This window comes from Actinomadura sp. NPDC000600, from assembly GCF_040492135.1.
Lineage (GTDB): Bacteria > Actinomycetota > Actinomycetes > Streptosporangiales > Streptosporangiaceae > Spirillospora.
This window is the reverse complement of record NZ_JBEUPD010000039.1, coordinates 54,003-79,208: the sequence shown is the minus strand read 5'-3', so window position 1 is coordinate 79,208 and position 25,206 is coordinate 54,003. Positions and strand designations below refer to the sequence as shown.

The 25,206-nt window shown below is 72.4% G+C and carries 21 protein-coding genes; 9 read left to right on the top strand and 12 right to left on the bottom strand.

Annotated elements, in window-relative coordinates:
• The 3 genes from ABWI07_RS36975 to ABWI07_RS36965 all read right to left on the bottom strand — a co-directional run.
• The coding region (locus ABWI07_RS36975) for an MFS transporter (protein ID WP_502912890.1) at positions 1–977 on the bottom strand (977 nt) is incomplete at its 3' end.
• 124 nt (positions 978–1,101) lie between these two features.
• Positions 1,102–1,446 (bottom strand): DUF4233 domain-containing protein, encoded by a 345-nt coding sequence (locus ABWI07_RS36970; RefSeq protein WP_149261604.1) that lies wholly within the window; start codon positions 1,444–1,446, stop codon positions 1,102–1,104.
• A gap of 5 nt (positions 1,447–1,451) precedes the next feature.
• On the bottom strand, positions 1,452–2,822 hold the full coding sequence (locus ABWI07_RS36965) for a bifunctional folylpolyglutamate synthase/dihydrofolate synthase (RefSeq protein ID WP_353821403.1): 1,371 nt from the start codon (positions 2,820–2,822) through the stop codon (positions 1,452–1,454).
• Positions 2,823–2,944: 122 nt separating this feature from the next.
• On the opposite strand from ABWI07_RS36965, the gene ABWI07_RS36960 reads away from it, so the two are divergent.
• The gene (locus tag ABWI07_RS36960; protein WP_353821400.1) at positions 2,945–4,147 is read left to right on the top strand and encodes a folylpolyglutamate synthase/dihydrofolate synthase family protein; all 1,203 of its coding nucleotides are present in this window, start codon (positions 2,945–2,947) and stop codon (positions 4,145–4,147) included.
• Here ABWI07_RS36960 and ABWI07_RS36955 read toward each other — a convergent pair.
• Positions 4,119–5,066 carry a hypothetical protein gene (locus ABWI07_RS36955; protein ID WP_149261602.1) on the bottom strand — a complete coding sequence of 316 codons (948 nt, stop codon included), beginning with the start codon at positions 5,064–5,066 and terminating at the stop codon, positions 4,119–4,121. The genes ABWI07_RS36960 and ABWI07_RS36955 overlap by 29 nt on opposite strands.
• A gap of 155 nt (positions 5,067–5,221) precedes the next feature.
• A complete protein-coding gene (locus ABWI07_RS36950) occupies positions 5,222–7,843 on the bottom strand; it encodes a valine--tRNA ligase (protein ID WP_353821399.1) in 2,622 nt (873 codons plus the stop codon).
• Between the two features lie 174 nt (positions 7,844–8,017).
• On the opposite strand from ABWI07_RS36950, the gene ABWI07_RS36945 reads away from it, so the two are divergent.
• Entirely contained in the window at positions 8,018–8,818 is an 801-nt protein-coding gene (locus tag ABWI07_RS36945) for a sensor histidine kinase (RefSeq protein ID WP_149261600.1), read from the top strand.
• Positions 8,815–9,468 carry a response regulator transcription factor gene (locus ABWI07_RS36940; protein ID WP_149261599.1) on the top strand — a complete coding sequence of 218 codons (654 nt, stop codon included), beginning with the start codon at positions 8,815–8,817 and terminating at the stop codon, positions 9,466–9,468. Before ABWI07_RS36945 ends, ABWI07_RS36940 begins: the two co-directional genes overlap by 4 nt.
• Before the next feature lie 30 nt (positions 9,469–9,498).
• Here the strand turns inward: ABWI07_RS36940 and ABWI07_RS36935 are convergent, their stop codons facing one another.
• Positions 9,499–10,683: a GDSL-type esterase/lipase family protein gene (locus ABWI07_RS36935; protein ID WP_353821398.1), complete on the bottom strand. Its 1,185-nt coding sequence runs from the start codon at positions 10,681–10,683 to the stop codon at positions 9,499–9,501.
• A gap of 107 nt (positions 10,684–10,790) precedes the next feature.
• Here ABWI07_RS36935 and ABWI07_RS36930 point away from each other — a divergent pair, with 107 nt between their 5' ends.
• Positions 10,791–11,375 carry a TetR/AcrR family transcriptional regulator gene (locus ABWI07_RS36930; RefSeq protein WP_149261597.1) on the top strand — a complete coding sequence of 195 codons (585 nt, stop codon included), beginning with the start codon at positions 10,791–10,793 and terminating at the stop codon, positions 11,373–11,375.
• Positions 11,376–11,465: 90 nt separating this feature from the next.
• Here ABWI07_RS36930 and clpX read toward each other — a convergent pair whose 3' ends face one another.
• The 4 genes from clpX to tig form a co-directional block, all read right to left on the bottom strand.
• Positions 11,466–12,740, bottom strand: a complete 1,275-nt coding sequence (gene clpX / locus ABWI07_RS36925) for an ATP-dependent Clp protease ATP-binding subunit ClpX (RefSeq protein ID WP_149261596.1) — start codon at positions 12,738–12,740, stop codon at positions 11,466–11,468.
• A gap of 173 nt (positions 12,741–12,913) precedes the next feature.
• Complete coding sequence (locus ABWI07_RS36920; protein ID WP_353821402.1) at positions 12,914–13,576, bottom strand: ATP-dependent Clp protease proteolytic subunit; 663 nt, start codon at positions 13,574–13,576, stop codon at positions 12,914–12,916.
• 61 nt (positions 13,577–13,637) lie between these two features.
• Positions 13,638–14,270 (bottom strand): ClpP family protease, encoded by a 633-nt coding sequence (locus ABWI07_RS36915; protein ID WP_149261679.1) that lies wholly within the window; start codon positions 14,268–14,270, stop codon positions 13,638–13,640.
• Between the two features lie 246 nt (positions 14,271–14,516).
• Positions 14,517–16,001 (bottom strand): trigger factor, encoded by a 1,485-nt coding sequence (gene tig / locus ABWI07_RS36910; protein ID WP_353821397.1) that lies wholly within the window; start codon positions 15,999–16,001, stop codon positions 14,517–14,519.
• 293 nt (positions 16,002–16,294) lie between these two features.
• Between tig and ABWI07_RS36905 the strand changes: the two genes are divergently transcribed.
• Entirely contained in the window at positions 16,295–17,443 is a 1,149-nt protein-coding gene (locus tag ABWI07_RS36905; protein WP_353821396.1) for a DMT family transporter, read from the top strand.
• 51 nt (positions 17,444–17,494) lie between these two features.
• Here the strand turns inward: ABWI07_RS36905 and ABWI07_RS36900 are convergent, their stop codons facing one another.
• Positions 17,495–20,047, bottom strand: a complete 2,553-nt coding sequence (locus ABWI07_RS36900) for a Tex family protein (RefSeq protein WP_353821395.1) — start codon at positions 20,045–20,047, stop codon at positions 17,495–17,497.
• 153 nt (positions 20,048–20,200) lie between these two features.
• On the opposite strand from ABWI07_RS36900, the gene ABWI07_RS36895 reads away from it, so the two are divergent.
• Both ABWI07_RS36895 and ABWI07_RS36890 read left to right on the top strand, forming a co-directional pair.
• Entirely contained in the window at positions 20,201–21,535 is a 1,335-nt protein-coding gene (locus ABWI07_RS36895; RefSeq protein WP_235037076.1) for a sensor histidine kinase, read from the top strand.
• Positions 21,487–22,131, top strand: coding sequence for a response regulator (locus ABWI07_RS36890; protein ID WP_149261593.1), 645 nt, complete (start codon positions 21,487–21,489; stop codon positions 22,129–22,131). Before ABWI07_RS36895 ends, ABWI07_RS36890 begins: the two co-directional genes overlap by 49 nt.
• 31 nt (positions 22,132–22,162) lie before the next feature.
• Here the strand turns inward: ABWI07_RS36890 and ABWI07_RS36885 are convergent, their stop codons facing one another.
• Positions 22,163–22,579: a cupin domain-containing protein gene (locus ABWI07_RS36885; RefSeq protein ID WP_149261592.1), complete on the bottom strand. Its 417-nt coding sequence runs from the start codon at positions 22,577–22,579 to the stop codon at positions 22,163–22,165.
• 61 nt (positions 22,580–22,640) lie between these two features.
• Here ABWI07_RS36885 and ABWI07_RS36880 point away from each other — a divergent pair, with 61 nt between their 5' ends.
• The gene (locus ABWI07_RS36880; protein ID WP_149261591.1) at positions 22,641–23,126 is read left to right on the top strand and encodes a MarR family winged helix-turn-helix transcriptional regulator; all 486 of its coding nucleotides are present in this window, start codon (positions 22,641–22,643) and stop codon (positions 23,124–23,126) included.
• 192 nt (positions 23,127–23,318) lie between these two features.
• Complete coding sequence (locus ABWI07_RS36875) at positions 23,319–25,148, top strand: glycosyl hydrolase family 18 protein (protein ID WP_149261590.1); 1,830 nt, start codon at positions 23,319–23,321, stop codon at positions 25,146–25,148.
• The last annotated feature ends 58 nt before the right edge of the window (positions 25,149–25,206 follow it).

Here is a 25,206-nt window from a genome sequence, read left to right as displayed (position 1 = left end):
CCCGCGCCGGCCCGGGCGGCGGCCAGCCCGGCCAGCGGGCCGGCGACCGGGTGGCAGAGCAGCCCGGTGGCGATCATGACGACCGCGCAGCCGAACGGGCTGCCCGCCGCCGAGTCCCGGCCGCCGGTGAGGGCGAGTCCGGCCAGGGCGGGCAGCGCGAGGCCGGCGAGAAGGAGGCGCGCGCCGGGCGACCAGTTGTGCGCGGCGGCGACGGCGAGGAACGCGAAGCCGCCTGCGGGGACGAGCACGAGGAGCAGTTGGCCGCGCTCGGTGCGCCGGAACGCGAGCGGCCGTCGGGGGCGTGCGCACAGGAGCGGGTGGGCGAGCGCCGCCGCGGTGGCGGCCACGGCGAGCAGCGGGTAGGGGGCGAGCGCGACGCGCCAGTCGGGGACGGCGGTGCCGTCGGCGGGCGGCGGGACGGCCTTCAGCGCCAGCGGCATCGCGAGGATCAGCGTGCCCGCGAGGGCGCCGGCCCAGGCGGCGGTCAGGGCGCGGTTCCGCCGTTCCCACACCAGGACGAGGCTCGCGGGCAGGACGATGCCCGCGCCGGCGCCCTGGAGTGCCCTGACCGCCCCGACGAGGGGCACCGAGTCGGCGAGGCGGACGGCGCCGGTGCCGGCGAGCAGCACCGCGAGCCCGGCCATGAGCACGAACCACGCGGGGAACCGGCGGGCGGCGACGGCGGCGAGCGGCACGGTGACCAGCAGCGCGGGCAGCGACAGCCCGGTGGCGCGCAGCAGCCCGGGGATCTCGGCGTCGCCGAGTGCGAGGGCGCTCGCGGCGGCCGGGACCACGTCGCCGGACGCGTCGGGCACGACCAGGACGGCGGCGGGCAGGGCGGTGAACGTGAGCAGCAGCGCGCCGAGCATGGCGAGGCGCCGCCGGGCGGCGCCCTCGGGGAAGCGCGGCTGGGGCCCGGTGGCGGGCCGCCTCCTTGCGAGGCCGCCGGGCGGGTGTTCGCGTGCGTGGGAGGACACGGCGTGCTCCTTAGGACGTCGTCATCCGCCGCACGCGCATTCCCAGAAAGGAAAAATGTCCAAATTAAGGCAATAATTGGGATTGGCGAGAATTGGCGGACGCAATGGTGCCGTCCCCGCGAACCTAGCGCGGCTGAGCGTTCCCCACCTTGCGTCCCAGCCAAATGGCCGTGCCCCAAAGCGCCCCGAACACGACACCGAGGAAGAACATGGCCGGCACCATGAACCCGGTCGCGATGATCAGCACCTGCAGGACCGTGCCCGCGGCGACCGCCCACGGGAACCGCAGCAGGCCCGCCAGCAGCACGCAGGCGAAGGCCAGCCCGCCGCACACGCCGCCGGCGGTCGCGCCGTCCACGTCCAGCACCGTCACCGCCACCGGGATCGCGAGCGCGATCACGATGGCCTCGCACGCCAGCACGGTGGCGAACAGCCTCCGTGCCGGGTTCGCGGCGGTCCGTGTGCTCATGCCCGTCACCGGCCTTCCTCGACGCGCAGCAGGGTGCGGGCGTCGCCCGCGGTGACCACCGAGCCGGTGATCAGCACGCCGGCGCCCCGGTACTCGCCGGTCTCCTCGGCGAGCCCGATCGCCCGGTCGATGGCGTCGTCCAGGCGCTCGGCGACATGGACGCGCTCCGGCCCGAAGATCCCCTCGGCGATCTCGGCCAGCTCCTCGGGCGGCATCGAGCGCGGCGAGGAGTTGCGGGTCACCACCAGCTCGGCCAGCACGGGTTCGAGCTGGTCGAGGACCCCGGCGACGTCCTTGTCGGCGGCGATGGCGAGGACCCCGGCGAGCCGGGTGAAGCCGAACGACTCGGTGACCGTGGCGACGGTCGCGGCCATCCCCGCCGGGTTGTGCGCCGAGTCCAGCAGGACGGTCGGGCCCGTCCGGGCGACCTCCAGCCGGCCCGGCGAGGCCGACTTGGCGAAGCCGCTGCGGACCAGCGCCGGGTCGAGCTGCCCCTCCTCGCCGCCGAGGAAGGACTCGCCGGGCGCGATCCGGGTCGCGGCCTCCAGGTTGGGCTCGCCCCGGGTCGGGGCGCCGCTGGCGAACGCCTCCACGGCGGCCAGGGCCGTCGCGGCGTTGCTCGCCTGGTGCTCGCCGAACAGGGGCAGGAAGATCTCGTCGTAGACGCCGTGCAGGCCGCGGATCGCGATCTGCTGGCCGCCGAACGCGACGTCCCGGCTCAGCACGCCGTACTCGACGCCCTCGCGCGCCGCCGTCGCGCCGGTCTCCACGACCCGGTGCAGCAGCACCTCGGCGGCCTCGACCGGCTGCTGCGCCAGCACCGCGACCGCGCCCGGCTTGATGATGCCCGCCTTCTCCCCCGCGATCTGCTCCAGCGTGTCGCCGAGGTAGCGGGTGTGGTCCAGGCCGATCGGCGTGATCACCGCGACGGCGCCGTCGGCGACGTTCGTGGCGTCCCAGGCGCCGCCCATGCCGGTCTCGACCACCGCCACGTCGACCGGCGCGTCCGCGAACGCCGCGAAGGCCATCGCGGTGAGCACCTCGAAGAACGACAGCCGCGTCTCGTGCTTGCCGTCGATCAGCTGGAGGTAGGGCAGCACGTCGTTGAACGTCTCGACGAAGCGCTCCTCGCTGATCGGCTCCCCGTCGATCGCGATGCGCTCGCGCAGCGTCGTCAGCTCGGGGCTGGTGTAGAGCCCGGTGCGCAGGCCGCGCTCGCGCAGCAGCGCCTCGATGAGCCGCGCGGTGCTGGACTTGCCGTTCGTCCCGGCGATGTGGATCACCGGGTACGCACGCTGCGGCCCGCCCAGGACGTCGACCAGGTCGGCGATCCGGTCGAGGGTCGGGTCGATGTCCCACTCGACCCCCCGCCCCATGATCGCGGCGACGGTGGCCCTGTAATCGGACGGCTCGGATACCTGACTCACGGTCACAGAGCCTACTCGGCGGTGGGCGCGCCCCCGCCCGGGCCCACACTGGAGGCGGCCACACTGGAGGCATGGAGGTGTTCTTCCGCGAGTGGGAGCGGCGCGCTCCGGGCGAGACCCGCGACATCGGGCGGGCCCGTGCCCTCGCCAGGGCGCTGGGCCTCCTCGCGCCGGGCGTTCCCGTCCTGACCGTCGTCGGCTCCAAGGGCAAGGGGACGGCCGCGACGTACGCGTCGGCCTTCCTCGGGGCCGCCGGGCTCCGTGTGTGCACCGTCACGAGTCCGGGGCTGCGCAGCCATCGGGACCGCATCAGGATGGACGGTCGCGCCGTCTCCCCCGAGGAACTCGCCTTCCTTGCGGACGCCCTCGACGAGGCCGTCACGGCCCTTCCGCCCCCGTCCGGGGGCTACCTGTCGCCGTCGGGGCTCTTCACGATCGCGGGCGTCCTGCATGCGCGCCGCGCCGGGGCGGACGCGCTCGTCCTGGAGGCGGGCATGGGCGGGCGGTCGGACGAGGTCGCCCTGTTCCCGCCGGACGTCGCCGCGATCACGCCGGTCTTCCGGGAGCACGCCGGCGTCCTCGGCGACACCGAGGCGGAGATCGCCGAGGAGAAGCTCGGCGTCGCCGGGCCGCACGCGCGCGTCCTGTCGGCTCCCCAGTCGGCCGAGGTCGCGCGGGTGCTCGCCGCCGCGGAGTTCGTGGAGCCCGGCACCAGCGGAATCCCCCCGGACCTCCTCCCCGCCGGTCTCGGGCGCGCGGCGGCCGAACTCGGCGTGGCCGCAGCCCGCCGCCTCCCCGGAGTGGCCGAGCCCCCCGCGGGCGCGGTGCGGGACGTGCTGTCCACGATCGTCCTGCCAGGCCGCCTGTCCTGGCACGACGTGCCCGGATCGGCCACGCGGGTGCTCGTCGACTCCGCGATCGACCGGACCGGGATCGCCGCCGCCCTCGCCGCCGCGCGAAAGGCGTGGGGGACGATCGACCACGCCGTCGTCTGCCTCCCCGACCACAAGGACCTGGACGGCGCCATCGCCGAGCTGGGCGCACTGCCCGTCACGTTCGTGCGGCTGCCGCTGCCGCACCTCCGCTTCACCCACGCATTGCCGCCCCACTGGGACGTCGTCGAGTCGACCGCCGTCACGCCCGAGGCGCTGGCGACGCTGGGCCACCGCGTGGTCGCCCTCGGCACGGTCTACTTCACCGGGCTCGTCCTGGACGCGGTGGACGCCGACACCGACTGCCTCTACGTCACTTCGGCTTCTCGACGTCCTTCCTGATGCGGTGCATCAGATCGGCCATCAGCGGGAACTGCGGGTTCACCGTGGGCCTGTTGGACGCGACGACGCCGAAGGAGTCGCGGGTCGCCCACGCGCAGTAGGTGTGGGTCTCGGCGAGGACGGCGAACGTGCCGCAGACCGCCTTGCCGCCTTTGCGGCCCGGGTCGGCGTCCTGCCCGGCGATGAACGTGGTGGGCTGCGTCTTCTGCAGGAAGTCGGCGGGGTCGCCGATGCGGCCCGTCCCGCCCGCGAACAGGAGGCTGACCCTGCGCACCGGCTCCTCGGTGTAGACGGCCAGGCCGCTCTTCGCGACCGGCACGCCGCCCGCCTCCAGCGCGCCCGCGACGAACGGGTACGCGGCGCTCGCCTGCGGCGCGGTGAGCGGGTCCTTGCGCAGTCCCCCGGCCGTCGGGCCCGCGTTGATCACCTTGTCGGACGCCGCGGGGCCCGCCGCCGTCTCGGCCGCCTTGCGGGCGCCGCCGGTCCGCCAGGCCAGCACGCCCGCGACGAGCACCATCCCGGCGACCGCGGCGGCGCCCGCCACCAGCAGCAGCTTCGGCATGCGGCGGGAACCGGCGGGTGCGCCGGTCACCGGCGGCAGCGGTCCAGTGCCGTTCCGGACCACCGGATGCGCCCCCGAGCCGTCCCGCAGGACGCCGTGCGGGCCCGTGCCTCCCACGACCGGATGCGAGCCCGAGCCGTTCACCGAGCCGGGCATGGGGTGCGGGCCGGTGCCGTTCCTCGGCAGGGGCTGGGGACCGGTGCCGTTCACCAGCGCGTGCGGGCCGGTCCCGTCGCCCATGTCGACCGACCACCAGGGGCGCATGCCGCCGAAAGGCGCGGGGGCGGCCTCCTGCCCGGAAGCGTCCCCGCCGGCCTGCGCCGCGTCCAGGTCGTCGCCGGACGGGGAGTCCGGCATGCCGGACCGAGGTGGTGATTCGGCCATTGCACTCCCGATGCTTCCAATGCCGCAAAGGCCTACAGGCCCTACCGGATCGTAACGGCGGCGGGGCCGCCGCGCCGAAAGATCGTCGTGTTGGCCCCGCTGTCAGGATGCGCCCGCCGGCGCCGCGCTCAGCCCGCCGGGAGCGCGGCCAGCTGAGCCTCCAGCCTGCCGATGTCGGCCTCCGCCTGGGCGAGCCGGTCGCGGTTCTTCGCGACGACCGCCTCGGGCGCCTTGGCCATGAACGCCTCGTTGCCGAGCTTGCGCCGCGCCTGGTCGACCTCCTTGCGGGCGGCGGCCAGGTCCTTCTCCAGCCGCTTGCGCTCGGCGGCGACGTCGATCACGCCGGCGGTGTCGAGGTGCACCTTCACGTCCTCGACCGGCAGGGACGCCGTCGAGGAGAAGCCGTCCTCGGGGTCGGTGAGGCGCAGCAGCGAGCGGATGCCGTCCTCGTGGCGGTGCAGGGCCGAGCCGTTCCAGTCGATCCGCGCGGCGACCCGCTGGCCGGGCTTGAGACCCTGGTCGGCGCGGAACCGCCGGACCTCGGTCACCATCCGCTGGAGCGAGGCGACGAGCTCCTCCGCGGCGCCGTCGCGCCGCCCCGGGTCGGCCGCCGGCCACGGCGCGGTGACGACCGTCTCCCCGCCGGTGAGGGACGTCCACAGCTCCTCGGTCACGAACGGGACGACCGGGTGCAGCAGCCGCAGCAGGTTGTCGAGGACCTCGCCGAGCACCCGCCGGGTCGCCTCGGCGCGCTCGTCGGCGAGCTGCACCTTGGCCAGCTCCACGTACCAGTCGCAGACCTCGTCCCACGCGAAGTGGTAGAGCGCCTCGCACGCCTTGGCGAAGTCGAACCCCTCCAGGTGCGCGTCGACCTCCTCGATCACCGCGTGCAGCCGGGACAGGATCCAGGCGTCGACCGTGGAGATCTCGGAAGGCATGTCGCCGCGGACGTGCGCGCCGTTGATGAGCGCGAACCGGGTCGCGTTCCACAGCTTGTTGCAGAAGTTGCGCGACCCCTGCGCCCACTCCTCGGCCACCGGGACGTCGCCTCCCGGGTTCGCGCCGCGCAGCAGCGTGAAGCGGGTCGCGTCGGCGCCGTAGGCGTCGATCCAGTCGAGCGGGTCGATGACGTTCCCGAACGACTTGGACATCTTCTTGCCGAACTGGTCGCGGACCATCCCGTGCAGCGCGATGGTGTCGAACGGCTGGACGCCGTCCATCGCGTACAGCCCGAACATCATCATGCGGGCGACCCAGAAGAACAGGATGTCGTACCCCGTGACCAGGACGGACGTGGGGTAGAACCGCTTCAGGTCGGGGGTCTCGTCCGGCCAGCCGAGCGTGGAGAACGGCCACAGCGCGGACGAGAACCACGTGTCGAGGACGTCGGAGTCCTGCGTCCAGCCGGCGGGCGGCTCCTCGTCAGGGCCCGGGCAGACGACCTCGCCGTCCGGCCCGTACCAGACCGGGATCCGGTGCCCCCACCACAGCTGCCGGCTGATGCACCAGTCGTGCATGTTGTCGACCCACTCGAAGTAGCGGGACGCCATCTCCGGCGGGTGGATCTTCACGCGGCCGTCGCGGACGGCGTCGCCCGCGGCCCGCGCCAGCGACTCGACCTTCACGAACCACTGGAGCGACACGCGCGGCTCGACGACCGTGGCGCAGCGCTGGCAGTGCCCGACCGAGTGCTTGTAGGGGCGGACCTCCTTGACGATCCGGCCCTGCTCGCGCAGCGCGGCCACGACCGCCGGGCGGGCCTCGAACCGGTCGAGGCCCTCGAAGGGGCCGGGCGCGGTGACGACGCCCCGCTCGTCCATGACCGACAGGGACGGCAGCGAGTGCCGGCGCCCGATCTCGAAGTCGTTCGGGTCGTGCGCGGGCGTCACCTTGACGGCGCCGGTGCCGAACGCGGGGTCGACGTGCTCGTCGGCGACGACCGGGATGCGGCGGCCGGTCAGCGGGAGCTCGATCTCCCGCCCGACCATGTGCGCGTACCGGGCGTCCTCCGGGTGGACGGCCACGGCGGTGTCGCCGAGCATCGTCTCCGCCCGGGTGGTCGCGACGACGATCTCGTCCTCGCCCGACCCGTACCGGAGCGAGACCAGCTCGCCGTCGACCTCCTCGTGCTCGACCTCGATGTCCGACAGGGCCGTCAGGCAGCGCGGGCACCAGTTGATGATGCGCTCGGCGCGGTAGATGAGCCCGTCGTCGAACAGCCGCTTGAAGATCGTCCGGACGGCGCGGGCGCGGTCGTCGTCCATCGTGAACGCCTCGCGCGTCCAGTCGACGCTGTCGCCGAGGCGGCGCATCTGGCCGAGGATGCGGCCCCCGGACTCCGCCTTCCACCGCCAGATGCGCTCGACGAAGTCGGCGCGGCCGAGGTCGTGCCGCGACAGCCCCTCCTTGGCGAGCCCGCGCTCCACCACGATCTGCGTGGCGATGCCCGCGTGGTCCATGCCCGGCACCCACGCCACCTCGTGGCCCTGCATCCGGCGGCACCGGACGAGGGTGTCCTGGATGGAGTGGTCGAGGGCGTGGCCCATGTGCAGCGAACCGGTCACGTTCGGCGGCGGGATCACGATGGAGAAGGCGGGCTGCTCCGGCGCGCGCTCGGGATCGGCGGTGAACAGCCCCGCCGATACCCACCGCTCGTAGAGCCGGCCCTCTACCTCGGCCGGTCGGTACTGGGTGGGAAGGTCGACGTCCGCGGCGGCGCCCTGGCCGCGCTCATTGCTGGGCTGTGTCACGGCTGACGATTCTACGGGGACGCCGGGGGTGGGACGGCCGCGACGGCGCGCCGAACCGGGGCGGAGAGCGGTTTCCCGTCGCGTTCGGGACACTGGTCACCTGACATCGGGTCGCCCCGCCGGAAAGGGTGGGCGGCGTAGTCCCGCAACGGCAGGCGGAGGGAGAGGGAAGGGATGCGAGCGGTACTGGCACGCGCCGCCGTGCTGGCCGGCGCGTTCACAGCGGGGGCCGTGGCGGCGCGCGCCGCGACACTCCCTCACCTCCGCCGCCTCACCACCGACCTCCAGCGCTCCCGGGAGCGCATCCTCGCCAGCCGGGAGGAGGAGCGCCGGCAGCTGCGCAACGACCTGCACGACGGGCTCGGCCCGACGCTCGCGAGCCTCGCGATGTCCCTGGACGCGGCGCGCATCACGCTCGCCGGCGAGCCGGAGCGGATGGACCCGCTGCTCGCCGAGGTCCGGGACCGGCTGGCGACGGCCGTCGGGGAGATCCGGGACCTGGCGCACGGGCTGCGGCCCCCCGCGCTGGACGACCTCGGCCTCGTCGCCGCCATCGAGTCGTTCGCCGAGGGCTGCTGCGAGCGGGTGGACGTCCGGTTCGACGGCGAGCCCGCGGGCCTGCCGGCGGCGGTGGAGGTCGCGGCGTACCGGATCGCGCAGGAGGCGCTGACGAACGTCCGGCTGCACGCCTCGGAGAGCGTCGCGACGGTCAGGCTGACCCGCGACACCGACCTGCACCTGATGGTCGCCGACACCGGGCCCGGCCTGGCCGACACCGCCCGCAACGGCGGCCAGCCGCGGCCTCGCCGCGGCCTCGCCGCGATGAAGGAGTGGGCCGCCGAGGTCGGCGGCAGCTGCGCGATCACGTCCCGGAACGGCGGCGGCACCGTCGTCGCCGTCCGGCTCCCGCTCGCCGCCGCGGAGACCGCCGCCGGGTACCATCGTCCATCCATCGAAAGAGACGGGCGACGATGACCGAGACCATCCGGGTGCTCATCACCGACGACCATCCGGTGTTCCGGCAGGGGCTGAAGGGCCTGCTGCAGGCGCTCGGGGTGGAGGTCGTCGGCGAGGCCGAGAACGGGCCCGACGCGGTGCGGCTGGCGGCGGAACTCCAGCCGGACGTCGTCGTCATGGACCTGCACATGCCCGGCGGCAACGGCATCGAGGCGACCCGCACCATCACCCGCACCAGCCCGCGCATCGGCGTGCTGGTGCTGACGATGTTCCGCGACGACGACTCGGTCTTCGCGGCGATGCGCGCCGGCGCCCGCGGCTACCTGCTGAAGGAGTCGGGCGCGGAGGAGATCGCCCGCGCGGTGAAGGCGGTCGCGGCGGGCGAGGCCATCTACGGCCCGGAGATCGCGCGCCGCGTGCTCACCTACTTCACCGACATGCCCGACCCGAGGCAGGCCGCGTTCCCGCAGCTCACCGAGCGGGAGCGGGAGGTCCTCGAACTGGTCGCGCAGGGCCGCAGCAACACCGAGATCGCCGGGACGCTCTTCCTCAGCCAGAAGACCGTCCGCAACCACGTCTCGAACATCTTCATGAAGCTGCACGTCGCCGACCGCGCCCAGGCCATCGTGCTGGCCCGCGAGGCCGGCCTCGGCGAGTCGCGCGGCTGACCCGCCCCGGCCCGACGGCGCTCCCCTGCTTCAGCGATGCCCGGCTCCGGCTGAGCGGCGCGCGAAGGCGCCGTTCTCGTCCTCGAAGACCAGGGCGGCGAAGCGTTCGCCGATGCGCCGGTGGGTCTCGGGCGCGGGGTGCACCTCGTCCGGCAGGGGCGTCTCGGCGTAGTCGGCCTCGCCGTAGAGGGCGCGTCCGTCAAGGTAGTGCAGGTGGGGGTCGCTCTCGGCGCGCCGCGCGGCGATGCCGGCCAGCGCGTCCCTGATGACGCTGAGCGTCAGGCGTCCGGTCGCGACCTCCGCCGGGTCGCCCATGGCCCGGAACCGCAGGCGCGAGGCCCCGAAATCGGGGGCGAGGGGCCCCGGCGTGTCCTCCTGGATGGGGCACAGGATCGGCGAGACGAGCAGCAGCGGCGTGTCGGGATGCCCCTCGCGGACGGTGTCGAGGAAGCCGTGCACGGCGGGCACGAACGCGCGCAGGCGCATCGCGTCGGCGTTCGCCACGTTGATGCCGATCTTGATGCTGACCAGGTCGGCGGGAGTGTCGCGGATCGCCCGCGCGGTGAACGGGTCGAGCAGCGCGTTGCCGCCGAACCCCAGGTTGACCAGGTCCGCCCCGCCGCGGGCGGCGGCCACCGCGGGCCAGGTGGAGGTGGGGCTCGCGGCGGTGGAGCCGTGGCTGATCGAGCTGCCGTGGTGCAGCCACACCGGGCGGCCCCTGTCCGGGACGGGCTCGACGGGCGCGTCGGTGCGCAGCGCGATCAGCTCGGTGGTCTCGACCTGCGGCAGCCAGATCTCCACGTCCTTGGCCTCGGCGGACAGCCCCGCGAACCGGAGGGTGCCCGGCTCGCCCGGCGTGGTGACCGCCTTCTGGGTCGCCATGTCGATGACGGCCAGGTTCCCTCCGGGCACGGTGCCTTGGCCCGCCGGGCGGCCGTCGACCACGAGGTCGTAGATGCCGTCCGGTTGCGGCGGAGTGCCCTGGTAGGCCCGCTTGGTGGGCAGGACGTCCACCTCCACGGCGGTGGCCCGGGTACGGAAGGCCAGCCGCACGCCCGACGGCTGCTCCTCCGTCCTCGCCAGGTACTCGTCCGGGAACTGCGCGCGGGCGGCGAGGGGCAGCCGGTGCGGCAGCACTCCGCGGCCGGTGCGCTCCAGTTCGAGCGCGCCGCGCAGGATGCGCGCGTCGATGGGCGTCGTGGTCCACTCGGTCATGTCGGCCTCCCTGCCGGCGGGTGGCCCGCGCGGCGGCGGGCGTTGCGGTGGCGAGGCTACCTAATATATTTAGGCAAATACAAAATCATTTAAGGCATGGAGGTTCCATGGCGCGCGCGGGCATCACCGCCGAACGCCTCGCCCGGACGGCGGCGGAGCTGGCCGACGAGATCGGCTTCGACCGGCTGACCGTCTCGGCGGTGGCGCGCAGGCTCGGTGTCAAGGACCCGAGCCTGTACGCGCACATCGAGAACGCCCGGGAGCTGAAGGTGCGGGTCGCGCTGCTGGCGCTGGAGGAGCTGGCCGACAGGGTCGCGGGCGCGGTGGCGGGACGCGCGGGCAAGGACGCCCTCGTCGCGTGCGCCGGCGCCTACCGGGCCTACGCCGCGGAGCACCCCGGGCGGTACGCCGCGGCCCGGTTCGAACTCGACCCCGAGACCGCGGCGGCGAGCGCCGGGCCTCGGCACGCGGAGATGACGAGGGCGATCCTGCGCGGATACGACCTTCCGGAACCCGACCAGACCGACGCCGTGCGCTTCCTCGGCAGCGTGTTCCACGGCTATGTGAGCCTGGAACTGGCGGGCGCCTTCGGCCACACCCGCCGCGACGCCGACGCGTCCTGGTCGTGGGCGCTGGACACGGTCGACTTCGCCCTCAGGAACCACCCGTCCCGCGGCCGATCGCTCCGTTGACCCGGCGGGCCCTGTGAGGAAAGCGAAGAGCAGCGGGGCCCCGGTGGGCGCCCGCTGCTCTTCTGTGGTCTCAGACCGTTCCGTGCGGCGTCAGGCCGACTTCTCCCGCGGCTCGCGCTTGGGGCGGTCGCGCGGGACGAGGGTCGGGTTGACGTGCTCCAGCACCGCCTCGCGGGTGATGACGACGCGGGCGACGTCCTGGCGGCTCGGCACCTCGTACATCACCGACAGGAGCACCTCCTCCATGATCGCGCGGAGGCCGCGGGCACCGGTGCCGCGCAGGATCGCCTGGTCGGCGATGGCCTCCAGGGCGTCGTCGGTGAACTCCAGGTCGACCCCGTCGAGCTCGAAGAGGCGGTGGTACTGGCGGACCAGCGCGTTCTTCGGCTCGGTGAGGATGTTGATCAGGGCCTCGCGGTCCAGGTTGTGCACGGAGGTGATCACCGGGAGCCGGCCGATGAACTCGGGGATCATCCCGAACTTCAGCAGGTCCTCCGGCATCACGTCGCCGAGCACGGCCGACGACTCCTCGAAGTCGGACTTGGAGCGGATCTGCGCGCCGAAGCCCATGCCCTGCTTGCCGACCCGGGACTCGACGATCTTCTCCAGGCCGGCGAACGCGCCGCCGCAGATGAACAGCACGTTGGTGGTGTCGATCTGGATGAACTCCTGGTGCGGGTGCTTGCGGCCGCCCTGCGGCGGGACGCTCGCGGTGGTGCCCTCCAGGATCTTCAGCAGGGCCTGCTGGACGCCCTCCCCCGACACGTCGCGGGTGATCGACGGGTTCTCGCTCTTGCGGGCGATCTTGTCGACCTCGTCGATGTAGATGATCCCGGTCTCGGCCTTCTTGACGTCGTAGTCGGCCGCCTGGATCAGCTTGAGGAGGATGTTCTCCACGTCCTCCCCGACGTAGCCCGCCTCCGTCAGCGCCGTGGCGTCCGCGATCGCGAACGGGACGTTGAGCAGCTTGGCGAGCGTCTGCGCGAGCAGCGTCTTGCCGGATCCGGTGGGACCGAGGAGCAGGATGTTGGACTTGCCCAGCTCGACCAGGTCGTCACGGCCGGTGTCACCCGACTGGATCCGCTTGTAGTGGTTGTAGACGGCGACGGAGAGCGCCTTCTTCGCCGTCTCCTGCCCGATGACGTAGGAGTCGAGGAACTCGTAGATCTCCCGCGGCTTGGGCAGGTTGTCCCACTTGAGGTCGGAGGTCTCGGAGAGCTCCTCCTCGATGATCTCGTTGCAGAGATCGATGCACTCGTCGCAGATGTACACGCCCGGACCCGCGATGAGCTTCTTGACCTGCTTCTGGCTCTTCCCGCAGAACGAGCACTTGAGCAGGTCACCGCCGTCGCCGATGCGTGCCACCCAACCGTCTCCTTTTCGTGGGGCCGCCAGCCTTGGAGGATGCGGCGCAGCTGGTCTGCGTCCCGGAGGCTCACGACGTCGCAATCGACGTTACCGCCTCCAGCGGACTTGGAAAGCCCCTCGCCCGGAAGTGTGACGACCGGGCTGGGGGACTCCCTCGTCCTCGTGCCGTCTCAGGACGACACTACCTCGGCCTTCCGCTTCCTGCTGGCGAAGACGTCGTCGATGAGGCCGTAGTCCTTGGCCTCGGCCGCCGTGAGGATCTTGTCTCGCTCGATGTCGCGGCGGACCTCGTCGATGCCCTTGCCGCTGTGCTCGGCCAGGATCGTCTCGAGCAGGTCGCGGATCCGCATGATCTCGCGCGCCTGGATCTCTATGTCGCTGGACTGGCCGTAGGTGCCCTCGGTCGCGGGCTGGTGGATCAGGATCCGCGAGTTGGGCAGCGCCGCCCGCTTGCCCGGCGTCCCGGCCGCGAGCAGGACCGCCGCGGCGGACGCGGCCTGGCCGATGCACACGGTCTGGATGTCGGGCTTGACGAACTGCATCGTGTCGTAGATCGCCGTCATGGCGGTGAACGAGCCGCCGGGCGAGTTGATGTAGATGCTGATGTCGCGGTCGGGGTCGATCGACTCCAGCGTGATCAGCTGGGCCATCACGTCGTTGGCGGACGCGTCGTCGATCTGCACGCCGAGGAAGATGATCCGCTCTTCGAAGAGCTTGTTGTACGGGTTCATCTCCTTGACCCCGTACGTGGTGCGCTCGACGAACGACGGAATGATGTAGCGGTCGTCGACCGGCCGCGGGGCCCCGCCGGCGTACGCGCCGGGCCGGACCATATCGCTGAAGCCGGGTCGGATGAGGTCGCTCACTGTGTGCCTCCGAATCGTTGTGAGGTCGTCAGGAGACGGGGCCCTCGGAGGGCACCTGGTTGGCGCTGAGCACCACGTGGTCGACGAACCCGTAGTCCTTGGCCTCGTCGGCGGTGAACCAGCGGTCCCGGTCGGAGTCGCGCTCGATCTGGTCGAGTTCCTGGCCGGTGTGTTCGGCGATCTTCTCGGCGAGCGTCTTCTTCACGTACAGCATCTGCTCGGCCTGGATCTTGATGTCGGAGGCGGTGCCGCCGATGCCGCCGGACGGCTGGTGCATCATGATCCGCGCGTGCGGCAGGGCGTAACGCTTGCCCCGGGCGCCCGCGCACAGCAGGAACTGGCCCATCGACGCGGCCAGGCCCATGCCGACCGTGACGACGTCGTTCGGGACGTACTGCATGATGTCGTAGATCGCCATGCCGGCGGTGACGGAGCCACCTGGCGAGTTGATGTAGAGCGTGATGTCGCGGCGGCCGTCCTCGGCCGACAGCAGCAGGAGCTCGGCGCAGATGCGGTTGGCGATGTCGTCGTCGACCTGCTGGCCGAGGAAGACGATGCGCTCGCGCAGCAGCCGCTGGAAAAGCTGGTCGCCCAGAGGCAGCAGGGGCGCCTCGGCGACCCGCGCCTGGATCCGCGACGACTCTTCGAAAGTCGGAGGCATGCTCACCGGGTGTTCCTCCGGTCCTTTTAATCGGTTCGGATGATTGGACATTAACGCGCTCACGGGCCCACTCACGCCCGGGGGCCCGGCTTTTCGCCAGGGGCGTACCCGGGGCTGCCCGGGCGACTCGCACGTTGGGGAGGATCCTCACCGTCGGCGGGCCGGCCGGGCCCGCTCACGCGCGCGCCCCGCACCCGTCGTACGGATGCGGGGCGCGCCCGGTGCGTCGAAGGCGTCCAGAAGGCTCTAGGCGTCCTTGCTCTTCGCGTCCTGCTCGTCGGCCGCCTCGGCGGCCGGGGTCTCCTCAGCGGCGGCCTCAGCCGTCTCCTCGGGGGTCTCGTCCTGCGCCCCCGCCTCAGCCTCGGTCTCGACCTCGGTCTCGGCGTCCTCCGCCTGGACGGTCTCGCCGTTCAGCTCCCGCTGGACGGCGTCGACGTCGATCTCGTTGCCGGACTCGTCCTTGACCGTGACGTGCTCGACGACGAGGTTCAGCGCCTTGCTGCGCAGCACCTCGGAGACGATCGCCGGAAGCTGGTTGTTCTGCGTCAGGTACTCGGCGAGCTGCTGCGGCTGCACGCCCATCTGCATCGCCTGCGAGACGACGTACTCGCTGAGCTCCTCGTTCTCGACGCCGAGCTCCTCCTGGACGGCGAGCTGGTCGAGCACGAAGCCGCCCTTGACCGCGAGCCGGGCCGCGTCGGCGACCTCGGCGTCGAACTCCTCGGCGGTCTTCTCCTCTTCCTCGAGGTAGTCGTCCTTGGACATCCCCGCCATCTGGAGCTGCTGCTCCAGCTGCTGGTTGCGGCGGCTGATCTCCTCTTCCACGACCTTCTCGGGAAGCGGGATGTCGACCTTCTCCAGGAGCGCCTCGAGGGCCTTGTCGCGCGCCTCGGACAGCTGCTGCAGCTTCACCTGCCGGCCGAGCCGGACGCGGACGTCCTCGCGCAGCTCCTCGATCGTGTCGAACTCGCTGGCGAGCTGGGCGAACTCGTCGTCCAGGTCGGGCAGGTTCTTCACCTTGACGCTCTGCACGGTGACGGTGATCTCGGCCTCCTCGCCGGCGCGCTCGCCGCCGACCAGGGTGCCGGTGAAGGTCTTGTCCTCGCCCGCGGCCAGGCCGATGATCGCCTCGTCCAGGCCCTCGATGGCGGAGTTGCTGCCGACCTCGTAGGAGTAGCCGGTGGTGGAGGCGTCCTCGATCTCCTCGCCGTCGATCCGCGCGACGAGGTCGATGGTGGCGAAGTCGCCCTCCTCGGCCGCGCGCTCGGCGCCGGTGAGGGAGGCGAAGCGCTCGCGGAGGTTGCCGATGGTCTCCTCGACCTGCTCGTCGGTGACCTCGGCGTCCTCGACGACGACCTCCAGGCCGTCGTAGTCGGGCACCTCGAACTTCGGCCGGATGTCGACCTCGGCGGTGAACGCGAACTGGGTGCCGTCCTCCAGCTCGGTCACCTCGACGTCGGGCTGCCCGAGCACGAAGATCTCGGACTCCTCGACGGCGCGGCCGTACAGCTCGGGAAGCGCGTCGTTGACCGCCTCCTGGAGGACCGCACCCCGGCCGACGTACTTGTCGATCAGCGGGGCGGGAACCTTGCCGGGCCGGAAGCCCTTGATCCGCACCTGCTGCGAGATCTCCTTGTACGCCTTGTCGAGGTTCGGCTTGAGCTCGTCGAACGGAACCTCGACGGTGAGCTTGACCCGCGTGGGGGTCAGCTCCTCGACATCGGTCTTCACTGGGGTCGGTCTCCTTGATCGGGCGCTGTCTCGGCCGCGGCGTTCGACGCGTACTCTTCTCTCTTGCCTGCGAGCCCTCGGCCTCCGCGCGGCGGCTGCACCGCGGTGCTCGGCCGGTCAGTCTCTCAGCGGCGCGGCCACGCCGAGATACGGCTCCGCGCCTTCGCGCGGCCAAGTCTATGGGGTAGCGGCGCCGTCTGCGGACATCGGACGCCCACAAGCCCGGCGAAACCGCGTCAACGATGCCGCACGGGCAGTGACATAGGACACCGGAACCCCCATACTCGTCCGGGATGAACGGGATAGCTGCGGCCTTCAGTGCGACCGGTCTCTACTACCTCGGGTTCGCCGTGTTCAAGCTGGCGGCGGACCGGATGCCCCCTGTCCGGGGCAACCGCATCCCGCACCTGGCATGGACGGTCCTCAGCAACTGGATCTTCCTGATCGCGCTCGGGATCGTGCTCGGCGGGCTCAGCCTGCAGATTCTCGCGCTGCGCAACCTGCCCCTGTCCACCGCGGTACCGATCTTCATGTCCGGCATCGTGCCGCTGCTGCTGATCGCGCTGGTGTTCTTCGGCGAGCGGCTGACCGCGCGCGAGTGGCTCAGCCTGGTGCTGATCGGCGCGGCGATCCTGCTGCTGACCGGGTCGCTGCGCGGGGACGAGCCGATCGGCTCCGCCGACGCGCCGCTGTGGAAGATCGCCGCGGTGGTCGCCCCCGCGGTGATCGTGCCGCTGCTGATCCTCGTCCTCGGCGACCACCGGCCGGACGGCCGGCACGCGCGCCCGGTCACCGGCATCGCCTACGGGCTGAGCTCGGGCTTCCCGGTCGGCACCGCCGAGCTGGCGATCAAGGGATGGAGCGACGACGCGCACGCCACCAGCCTGCGGATCGCCGCGACGCCGTGGCCGTACCTGACGGTGCTGGCGGCGGCGGTCGGGTTCGGGATCATGGTCGCGGCCTTCCAGCGCTGCCGGGTGTCGATCGTGGCCACCGTGATGACGGTGAGCGCGAAGAGCTACCTGCTGACCATGGGCACCTTCCTCTACGCGGAGCCGTGGCCGCAGGACGTGGGCCGCTCCGCGATGCGGCTGGGCGCGCTGGCGCTGGGCGCGATCGCCGTCCTCCAGTTCCCCCGGCACCGGCCGATACCGGAGGGGCCGGACGACTCCGCCCGCACGGAGGCCGCCGACGGGGGGGACCCCTTCGGTAGCACGGCGGTCGGCGGGCCCGTCCTGGGCGGCCCGCGCCTCGGGCAGGCCCCCCAGGTGCCGCCGCAGCGCTCGCCGTATGCGACCGACCCGCTTGGCAGGGGCCCCTACGACCGTCCCGAGGCCCCTCATCCGGATGCGGCGTCGCAGCAGCCGCGCCGTCCGGTCCGGCCGCAGCCCCCGACCGACACGGGTTCGGACGGGCGCTGGCGCGGCTTCGGCGACGGCTGAACGGCGCCCCGGCGCGGAGCACGGGACGCCGTCCGTTACGCGTAGCCGGGCTCAGCGGCCCTTGCCGGAGCGGCCCTTGTCCTTGCCGGGCAGGCCCTTGTCCAGGCCGGCCCGCCGGAGCGCGTCGGCCATGGCGCCGCCGCCGGAGAAGTCGCCGCCGCCCTGCCCGCCGCTGCGCTGCCCGCCCCGCTGGTTCCGGCCGCGCTGGTCCTGACCGCGCTGGCCCTGGCCGCGTTGTCCTTGACCGCGCCGGTTCTGGTCGCCGCGCCCGTCCTGCCCGCCGCGGCCCGGACGGGGACCGCGGTCGCGCTGCTCGCCGCCGCCGCGGCGCCCGCCGCCCTGCTCACCGCGGCGCCCGCCGCCCTGCTGGTCGCGGCCCGGCTCGTCGTCCAGGCGCAGCGTCAGCGAGATGCGCTTGCGCTGAAGGTCGACGTCCAGGACCTTCACCCGGACGATGTCGCCGGGCTTCGCGACGTCACGCGGGTCGGACACGAACTTGTCCGACATCGCGGAGATGTGGACGAGCCCGTCCTGGTGGACGCCGACGTCCACGAACGCCCCGAACGCCGCGACGTTGGTGACGACGCCTTCCAGGACCATGCCGGGTTCGAGGTCGCCGAGCTTGTCGACGCCCTCCTTGAACGTGGCGGTCCGGAACGCGGGGCGCGGGTCGCGGCCGGGCTTCTCCAGCTCGGCGAGGATGTCGGTGACGGTCGGCAGCCCGAAGGTGTCGTCGACGAACTCCGCCGGCCTGAGCGAGCGCAGGACGGCGGTGTTGCCGACGAGGGCCTTGATGTCGGTGCCGGCGGCGTCCAGGATCCGGCGGACGACCGGGTAGGACTCGGGGTGCACGCTGGAGGCGTCGAGCGGGTCGTCCCCGCCGGGGATGCGCAGGAAGCCGGCGCACTGCTCGAACGCCTTCGGGCCGAGCCGCGGGACGCCCTTCAGCCCGGCGCGGCTGCGGAACGGGCCGTTGGCGTCGCGGTGCGCGACGATGTTCTCCGCGAGGCCCTCGCCGATGCCGGACACGCGGGTGAGCAGCGGCGCGGACGCGGTGTTGACGTCGACGCCGACGGCGTTCACGCAGTCCTCCACGACGGCGTCGAGGGAGCGCGACAGCTTCACCTCGGAGACGTCGTGCTGGTACTGGCCGACGCCGATCGACTTTGGGTCGATCTTGACCAGTTCGGCGAGCGGGTCCTGGAGGCGGCGGGCGATGGACACGGCGCCGCGCAGCGAGACGTCCATGCCGGGCAGCTCGCGGCCCGCGTACTCCGACGCCGAGTACACCGACGCGCCGGCCTCCGACACCATGACCTTGGTGAGCCCCAGGTCGGGGTACCGGGCGATCAGGTCGGCGGCGAGCTTGTCGGTCTCGCGCGAGGCGGTGCCGTTGCCGATCGAGACCAGGTCGACGCGGTGCTCGCGGGCCAGCCTGGCGAGCGTCTCGATCGACTCGTCCCACTTGCGCCGGGGCTCGTGCGGGTAGATGGTTTCGGTCGCCACGACCTTGCCGGTCGCGTCGACGACGGCGACCTTGACGCCGGTGCGCAGGCCCGGGTCCAGGCCCATGGTGGCGCGGGTGCCGGCGGGCGCGGCGAGCAGGAGGTCGCGCAGGTTGGCCGCGAACACGCGGACCGCCTCGTCCTCGGCCTCCTGCCGCAGCCGGGTGCGCAGGTCGATGCCGAGGTGGACGAGGATCCGGGTGCGCCAGGCCCACCGCACGGCGTCCGACAGCCACTTGTCGGCCGGACGGCCCTGGTCGGCGATCTGGAACCGGCGCGCGATCTCCACCTCGTAGGAGCTGCGCGCCGCGGGGTCGTCCCCCGCCTCCTCGGGCTCCAGGTCGAGGTCGAGGACCTCTTCCTTCTCCCCGCGGAAGAGCGCGAGGACGCGGTGCGAGGGCAGCTTCGCGAACGGCTCGGCGAACTCGAAGTAGTCGGAGAACTTCGCGCCCGACTCCTGCTTGCCCTCCCGGACGCGCGAGACCATGCGGCCCTGGTTCCACATGCGCTCGCGCAGCGCGCCGATGAGGTCGGCGTCCTCGGCGAAGCGCTCGACCAGGATGGCGCGGGCGCCCTCCAGCGCGGCGGCCGCGTCGGCGACGCCCTTCTCCTCGTCCACGAAGGCGGCGGCCTCGGCCTGCGGGTCGCGGGACGGGTCGCCGAGCAGCATCTCGGCGAGCGGTTCGAGTCCGGCCTCGCGGGCGATCTGCGCCTTGGTGCGGCGCTTCGGCTTGTACGGGAGGTAGATGTCCTCCAGCCGCGCCTTGGAGTCGGCCGTCATGATCTGGGCCCGCAGCTCGTCCGTGAGCTTGCCCTGCGACTCGACCGACTCCAGGATCGCGGCGCGGCGCTCGTCCAGCTCGCGCAGGTAGCGCAGCCGCTCCTCCAGCGCGCGGAGCTGGGCGTCGTCGAGCGCTCCGGTCGCCTCCTTGCGGTAGCGGGCGATGAACGGGACGGTCGCCCCGCCGTCGAGCAGGTCCACCGCGACCCGCACCTGGCCCTCGCGGACGCCGATCTCCTCGGCGATGCGCTCGGTGATGGGCCGGAGGGCGGGCCCGTGGCCCTGGCCGTCGGACGTCTGGCTGATGGTCGCTGTCACAGCTTGGATTCGCTTTCTCCCCTGGGTGTCGCCTGTGCATTGTCCAGGGAACGGGGCCTGTTGTCTTGTCGGGGCCGAATGACGGTAGGCCTAACCCCACCGCCCCGGCCGTGAAGAGGGGGTCTAGCACCACCGAGCGCCGGGGCGCGAACCATGACAATGGTGGAGGTCCGCAAGAACGGCGAATCCCTGGAGGAACGGGTGGGCGAGCTACTGCGCGAGTACGGGCGGCGCGCCCTCATCGACTTCCTCCGCTCCGTCGTCCAGATCGTGCTGGCGTACGCGGTGGGCCTGCCGTTGTTCATCCTGACCGTGCTGTCGGTGGCGTTCATCCCCCTGGGGTTCGGGGTCGTGCTGGCACCCGTGATGTTCCAGGCGATCCGCACGGTCGCCAACCAGCAGCGCGCCTGGGCGGCCGAGTGGTCGGGGGTGGCGATCCCCGTCCCGTACCGGCCGGAGCCCGCCGGCGCGGGCCCCTTCGGCCGGCTGAAGCGGGTCCTCACCGACCCGGCCTCGTGGCGGGACCTGCTGTGGACGATCCTGAACGTGCCGGTCGCGCTCGTCCTCGGCGTCCTCGCGGGGGGCATGACGATCTACGGGCTCGAGGGCGTGTTCGTGGCGCCGTGGGTGGCGCAGCTGACCGACTACGGGTGGGGCCCCTTCTGGATGCTGAGCGACTGGGGCGTGGTCGGCGTCGTCGGGACGGTCGTGCTGGGCGCCGCGCTGACCGCGGTGTCGGCCCGGCTCGGGCCGGTCTTCCTGAGGGCGCACGCGATGTTCTGCCGGTCGCTGCTGGCGCCGACGCGGGGCGCGCTGGCCGAGCGCGTCCAGCGGCTCACCGAGACGCGGTCGGACGCGGTGGACGCCTCGGCGGCCGAGCTGCGCAGAATCGAGCGGGACCTGCACGACGGCGCGCAGGCCCGGCTGGTCGCGCTGAGCATGAACATCGGCCTCGCCGAGGAGATGATGAAGCACGACCCCGAGACGGCGCAGCGGCTCCTGGCCGAGGCCCGCGAGGCGAGCGGGACGGCGCTGACGGAGCTGCGCGACCTGGTCCGGGGCATCCATCCGCCGGTGCTGGCCGAGCGCGGGCTCGACGGGGCGGTGCGCGCGCTGGCGCTCACCCTGCCGCTGCCCGTGGACGTCCGGATCGACCTGCCCGGGCGCGGCGACGCCCCGGTGGAGTCGGCGGCGTACTTCGCGGTCGCGGAGATGCTCGCCAACACCGTCAAGCACTCGGCCGCGCGGCGCGCGTGGGTGCAGATCGAGCACACCGGGGACCGGCTGCTCATGATCGTCGGGGACGACGGGACGGGCGGCGCCGACCCGGCGGCCGGGAGCGGAATGCGCGGTATCGAGCGCAGGCTCGCGGCGTTCGATGGGACCATGGCCGTGACGAGCCCGGTCGGCGGGCCGACCGTCGTGACCATGGAGCTGCCGTGCGCGTTGTCATCGCCGAAGACCTCGCCCTCCTCCGGGACGGGCTGATCCGCCTGCTGGAGGCGTTCGGCTTCGAGGTCGTCGAGGCGGTCGACAACGGCCCGTCCCTGCTGCGGGCGCTGACCGCGCACCGCCCGGACGTGGCGGTGGTGGACGTCCGGCTCCCGCCGACGTTCACCGACGAGGGCCTGAAGGCCGCGCTGGAGGCCCGCAAGGAGATCCCGGGCCTGCCGGTGCTCGTGCTGTCGCAGCACGTGGAGCAGCTGTACGCGCGGGAGCTGCTGTCCGACAGCACGGGCGGCATCGGCTACCTGCTGAAGGACCGCGTCTCGGACGTCAAGGTCTTCGTGGAGGCGGTGCGCCGGGTCGCGGACGGCGGCACCGCCCTCGACCCGGACGTGGTGGCCCAGCTGCTCACCCGGCACGCCCGCGAGGAGCCGCTGCAGCAGCTCACCCCCCGCGAGCGCGAGGTGCTCGGGCTGATGGCGGAGGGCCGCTCGAACGCCGCGATCGCCGCGAAGCTGTTCGTCACCGAGAAGGCGATCAGCAAGCACACCAACAGCATCTTCGGCAAGCTCGGGCTGCCGCCGTCCGAGGACGACAACCGCCGCGTCCTCGCGGTCCTGGCCTACCTGGGCGCCTGATCACCGGGGCTTCCGGTCACCGGGCCTCCGGTCACTGGGCCCAGGGCGGGACGATCCGCTCGTCCCCCTGGGGCGCGATCGCGCACCGGGTCTCGTCCACCAGGGCCTCCGGGTCGTAGGCGAGGCAGCCGGCGTGGGCCGCGACGACGGCGGTGAACCCGGTGTCCCCGGTCGTCATCTGCCGGGGCGCGTCGGCGGGCAGGACGACGGTGTCGCCCGGGCCCGCCTCCAGCTTGCGGCCGTCCAGGTCGACGGTTGCGGCGCCGTCGAGGAACGTCCACACCTGCTCGGTGTCCATGGCGTGCAGCGGACCGGTCTTGCCCGGCGCCATCTCCACGCGCCAGACGGCGAGCCCCTCGGTGCCGCCCTGGGTCGGCGTGGCGGCGGTGATCATCACGGCGTTCGGCGTCTCGGTCCGGCGGCTCTCGGCGTTGCGGATGAGCGTCATGGCTCCCCGTCCCCTAAATTAGACAATGTGGTTGTCCATATAGTCAACGAGGTTGTCTTTCATGTCAAGTGACGACGGGCCGCGGGACGCACCCGGCTTCGAGCTGCCGCTGCGGCTCTTCCTGGCGTTCCGCACGATCAGCGACGAACTGCACGCCGAACTGGCCCGGGAGGGGCATCCGGACCTGCGCCCGATGCACGGCTTCGTCTTCCAGGCCATCGGCCCGGACGGCACGACGGCGGTGGAGCTCGGCCGCCGGCTCGGAGTGTCCAAGCAGGCCGCGGGCAAGATGGTGAAGTCGCTGGAGCGGGCGGGCTACCTGGAGCGCGGCAGCGACCCGCGGGACGCCCGCCGAAAGATCGTCCGACTGACCCCGCGGGCCGTGGACTCCCTCGCCCGGTCCGAGCGCGTCTTCGAGCGGATCCGGGGCGACTGGGTCCGAACGCTCGGCGCCGACCGCATGCGCGCCCTGGAGCAGGACCTCCGCCGGATGACGCCCGCGGACCTGTGGCGGCTCGACATGCCGGGATGGTTCGGCACGTCCTGATTTTTCTGCGCGGCCGGTGACCGTATGGGTCCAGGCAGTCGCTTAGACCACTCAATCCGGCGTCCGCGGGGCGCCCGGAGGGCCTTGTCGGCACCGTTCGGCCCGGTTACGATCGGCGCAATTCTTAGGAAACTTTCCTAAGAGTATGCGGGGATTCCTGTTTGCTTCGGGGGCCGAACCGAACGGAGAACCATGTCACGACCGGGCGGACGGCGGGCCATCGCGCTCGCCGGCGCAGCGATACTGACGGCGGCCACCGCCCTGCTCACGGCGCCCCCGGCGTCGTCGGCCGGGACCGTCACCGCCGCCTGCACCAAGACCTCCGACTGGGGCACCGGCTTCGACGGCAAGTGCACCATCACCAACGGGACCGGTTCCGCGATCAGCAGCTGGAAGCTGGAGGCGGACCTGCCGTCGGGGACGTCGGTCGGCAGCGTCTGGGACGCGACGAAGACCGTGTCCGGGAACCACTACACGTTCACCAACGCCGGATGGAACGGCACGGTCGCCGCGGGCGCGAGCGTCGGCTTCGGGTTCGGCGGCACCGGCTCCGGCTGGTTCACCGGCTGCACGATCAACGGCGCCGCCTGCGACGGCTCCACTCCCCCCGGCGACGACACCGAGGCCCCCTCGGCTCCGTCCGGCCTCCGCTCCACCGGCACGACCGCCACCAGCGTGTCGCTGGCCTGGAACGCCTCGACCGACAACGTCGGCGTCACCGGCTACGACGTGTACAACGGCTCCGCCAAGGCCGCGTCCGTGACCGGCACCAGCACGACCGTCGGCGGGCTGTCCGCCAAGACCGCCTACACCTTCACCGTCAAGGCGAAGGACGCCGCCGGGAACACCTCCCCCGCGTCGGCCTCTTTGTCGGTCACCACCGCCGACGGCGGCGGCAACCCGGGCGGCGGCGGCAAGGTCGTCGGCTACTTCACCAACTGGGGCGTCTACCAGCGCAACTACCACGTCAAGAACATCGAGACGAGCGGCTCGGCCGACAAGCTCACGCACATCAACTACGCGTTCGGCAACGTGACCGGCGGCCAGTGCGCGATCGGCGACTCCTACGCCGACTACGACAAGGCCTACACCGCCGACCAGAGCGTCGACGGCGTCGCCGACAACTGGGACCAGCCGCTGCGCGGCAACTTCAACCAGCTGCGCAAGCTGAAGAAGCTGCACCCGAACCTCAAGGTGCTGTGGTCCTTCGGCGGCTGGACCTGGTCCGGCGGCTTCGGCCAGGCCGCCCAGAACCCGGCAGCGTTCGCCGAGTCCTGCTACAAACTCGTCGAGGACCCGCGCTGGGCCGACGTGTTCGACGGCATCGACATCGACTGGGAGTACCCGAACGCCTGCGGCCTCACCTGCGACACCAGCGGCCCGGACGCGTTCAAGAAGCTGATGTCGGCGGTGCGGGCCAAGTTCGGGTCCGGCAACCTCGTGACGGCCGCGATCACCGCGGACGCGAGCGACGGCGGCAAGATGGACGTCACCGACTACGCGGGCGCCGCCCAGTACGTCGACTGGTACAACCCCATGACCTACGACTACTTCGGCGCCTGGGACGCCAAGGGACCGACGGCGCCGCACTCGCCGCTCACGTCCTACCCGGGCATCCCGCAGCAGGGCTTCAACACCACCGACACCATCTCCAAGCTCCGGGCCAAGGGCGTGCCGGCGGCGAAGCTCCTGCTCGGGATCGGCTTCTACGGCCGCGGCTGGACCGGCGTCACCCAGTCCGAGCCGGGCGGCACCGCGACGGGCGCCGCGCCCGGCACCTACGAGGCCGGCATCGAGGACTACAAGGTCCTCAAGGGCAAGTGCCCCGCGACGGGGACGGTCGCCGGGACCGCCTACGCCAAATGCGGCAGCGAGTGGTGGAGCTACGACACCCCGTCCACCATCCGCGGGAAGACGGGCTTCGCCAACGACCAGGGTCTCGGCGGCGCCTTCTTCTGGGAGCTCAGCGGCGACACGACGGGCGGTGAACTGATCACCGCGATCAAGAGCGGTCTCGGCTGAGCTGTTCGCAGAAGGGGTCTCCCAGCCCCTCAGACAGCCGAGACTTCGGGCCCCTGAC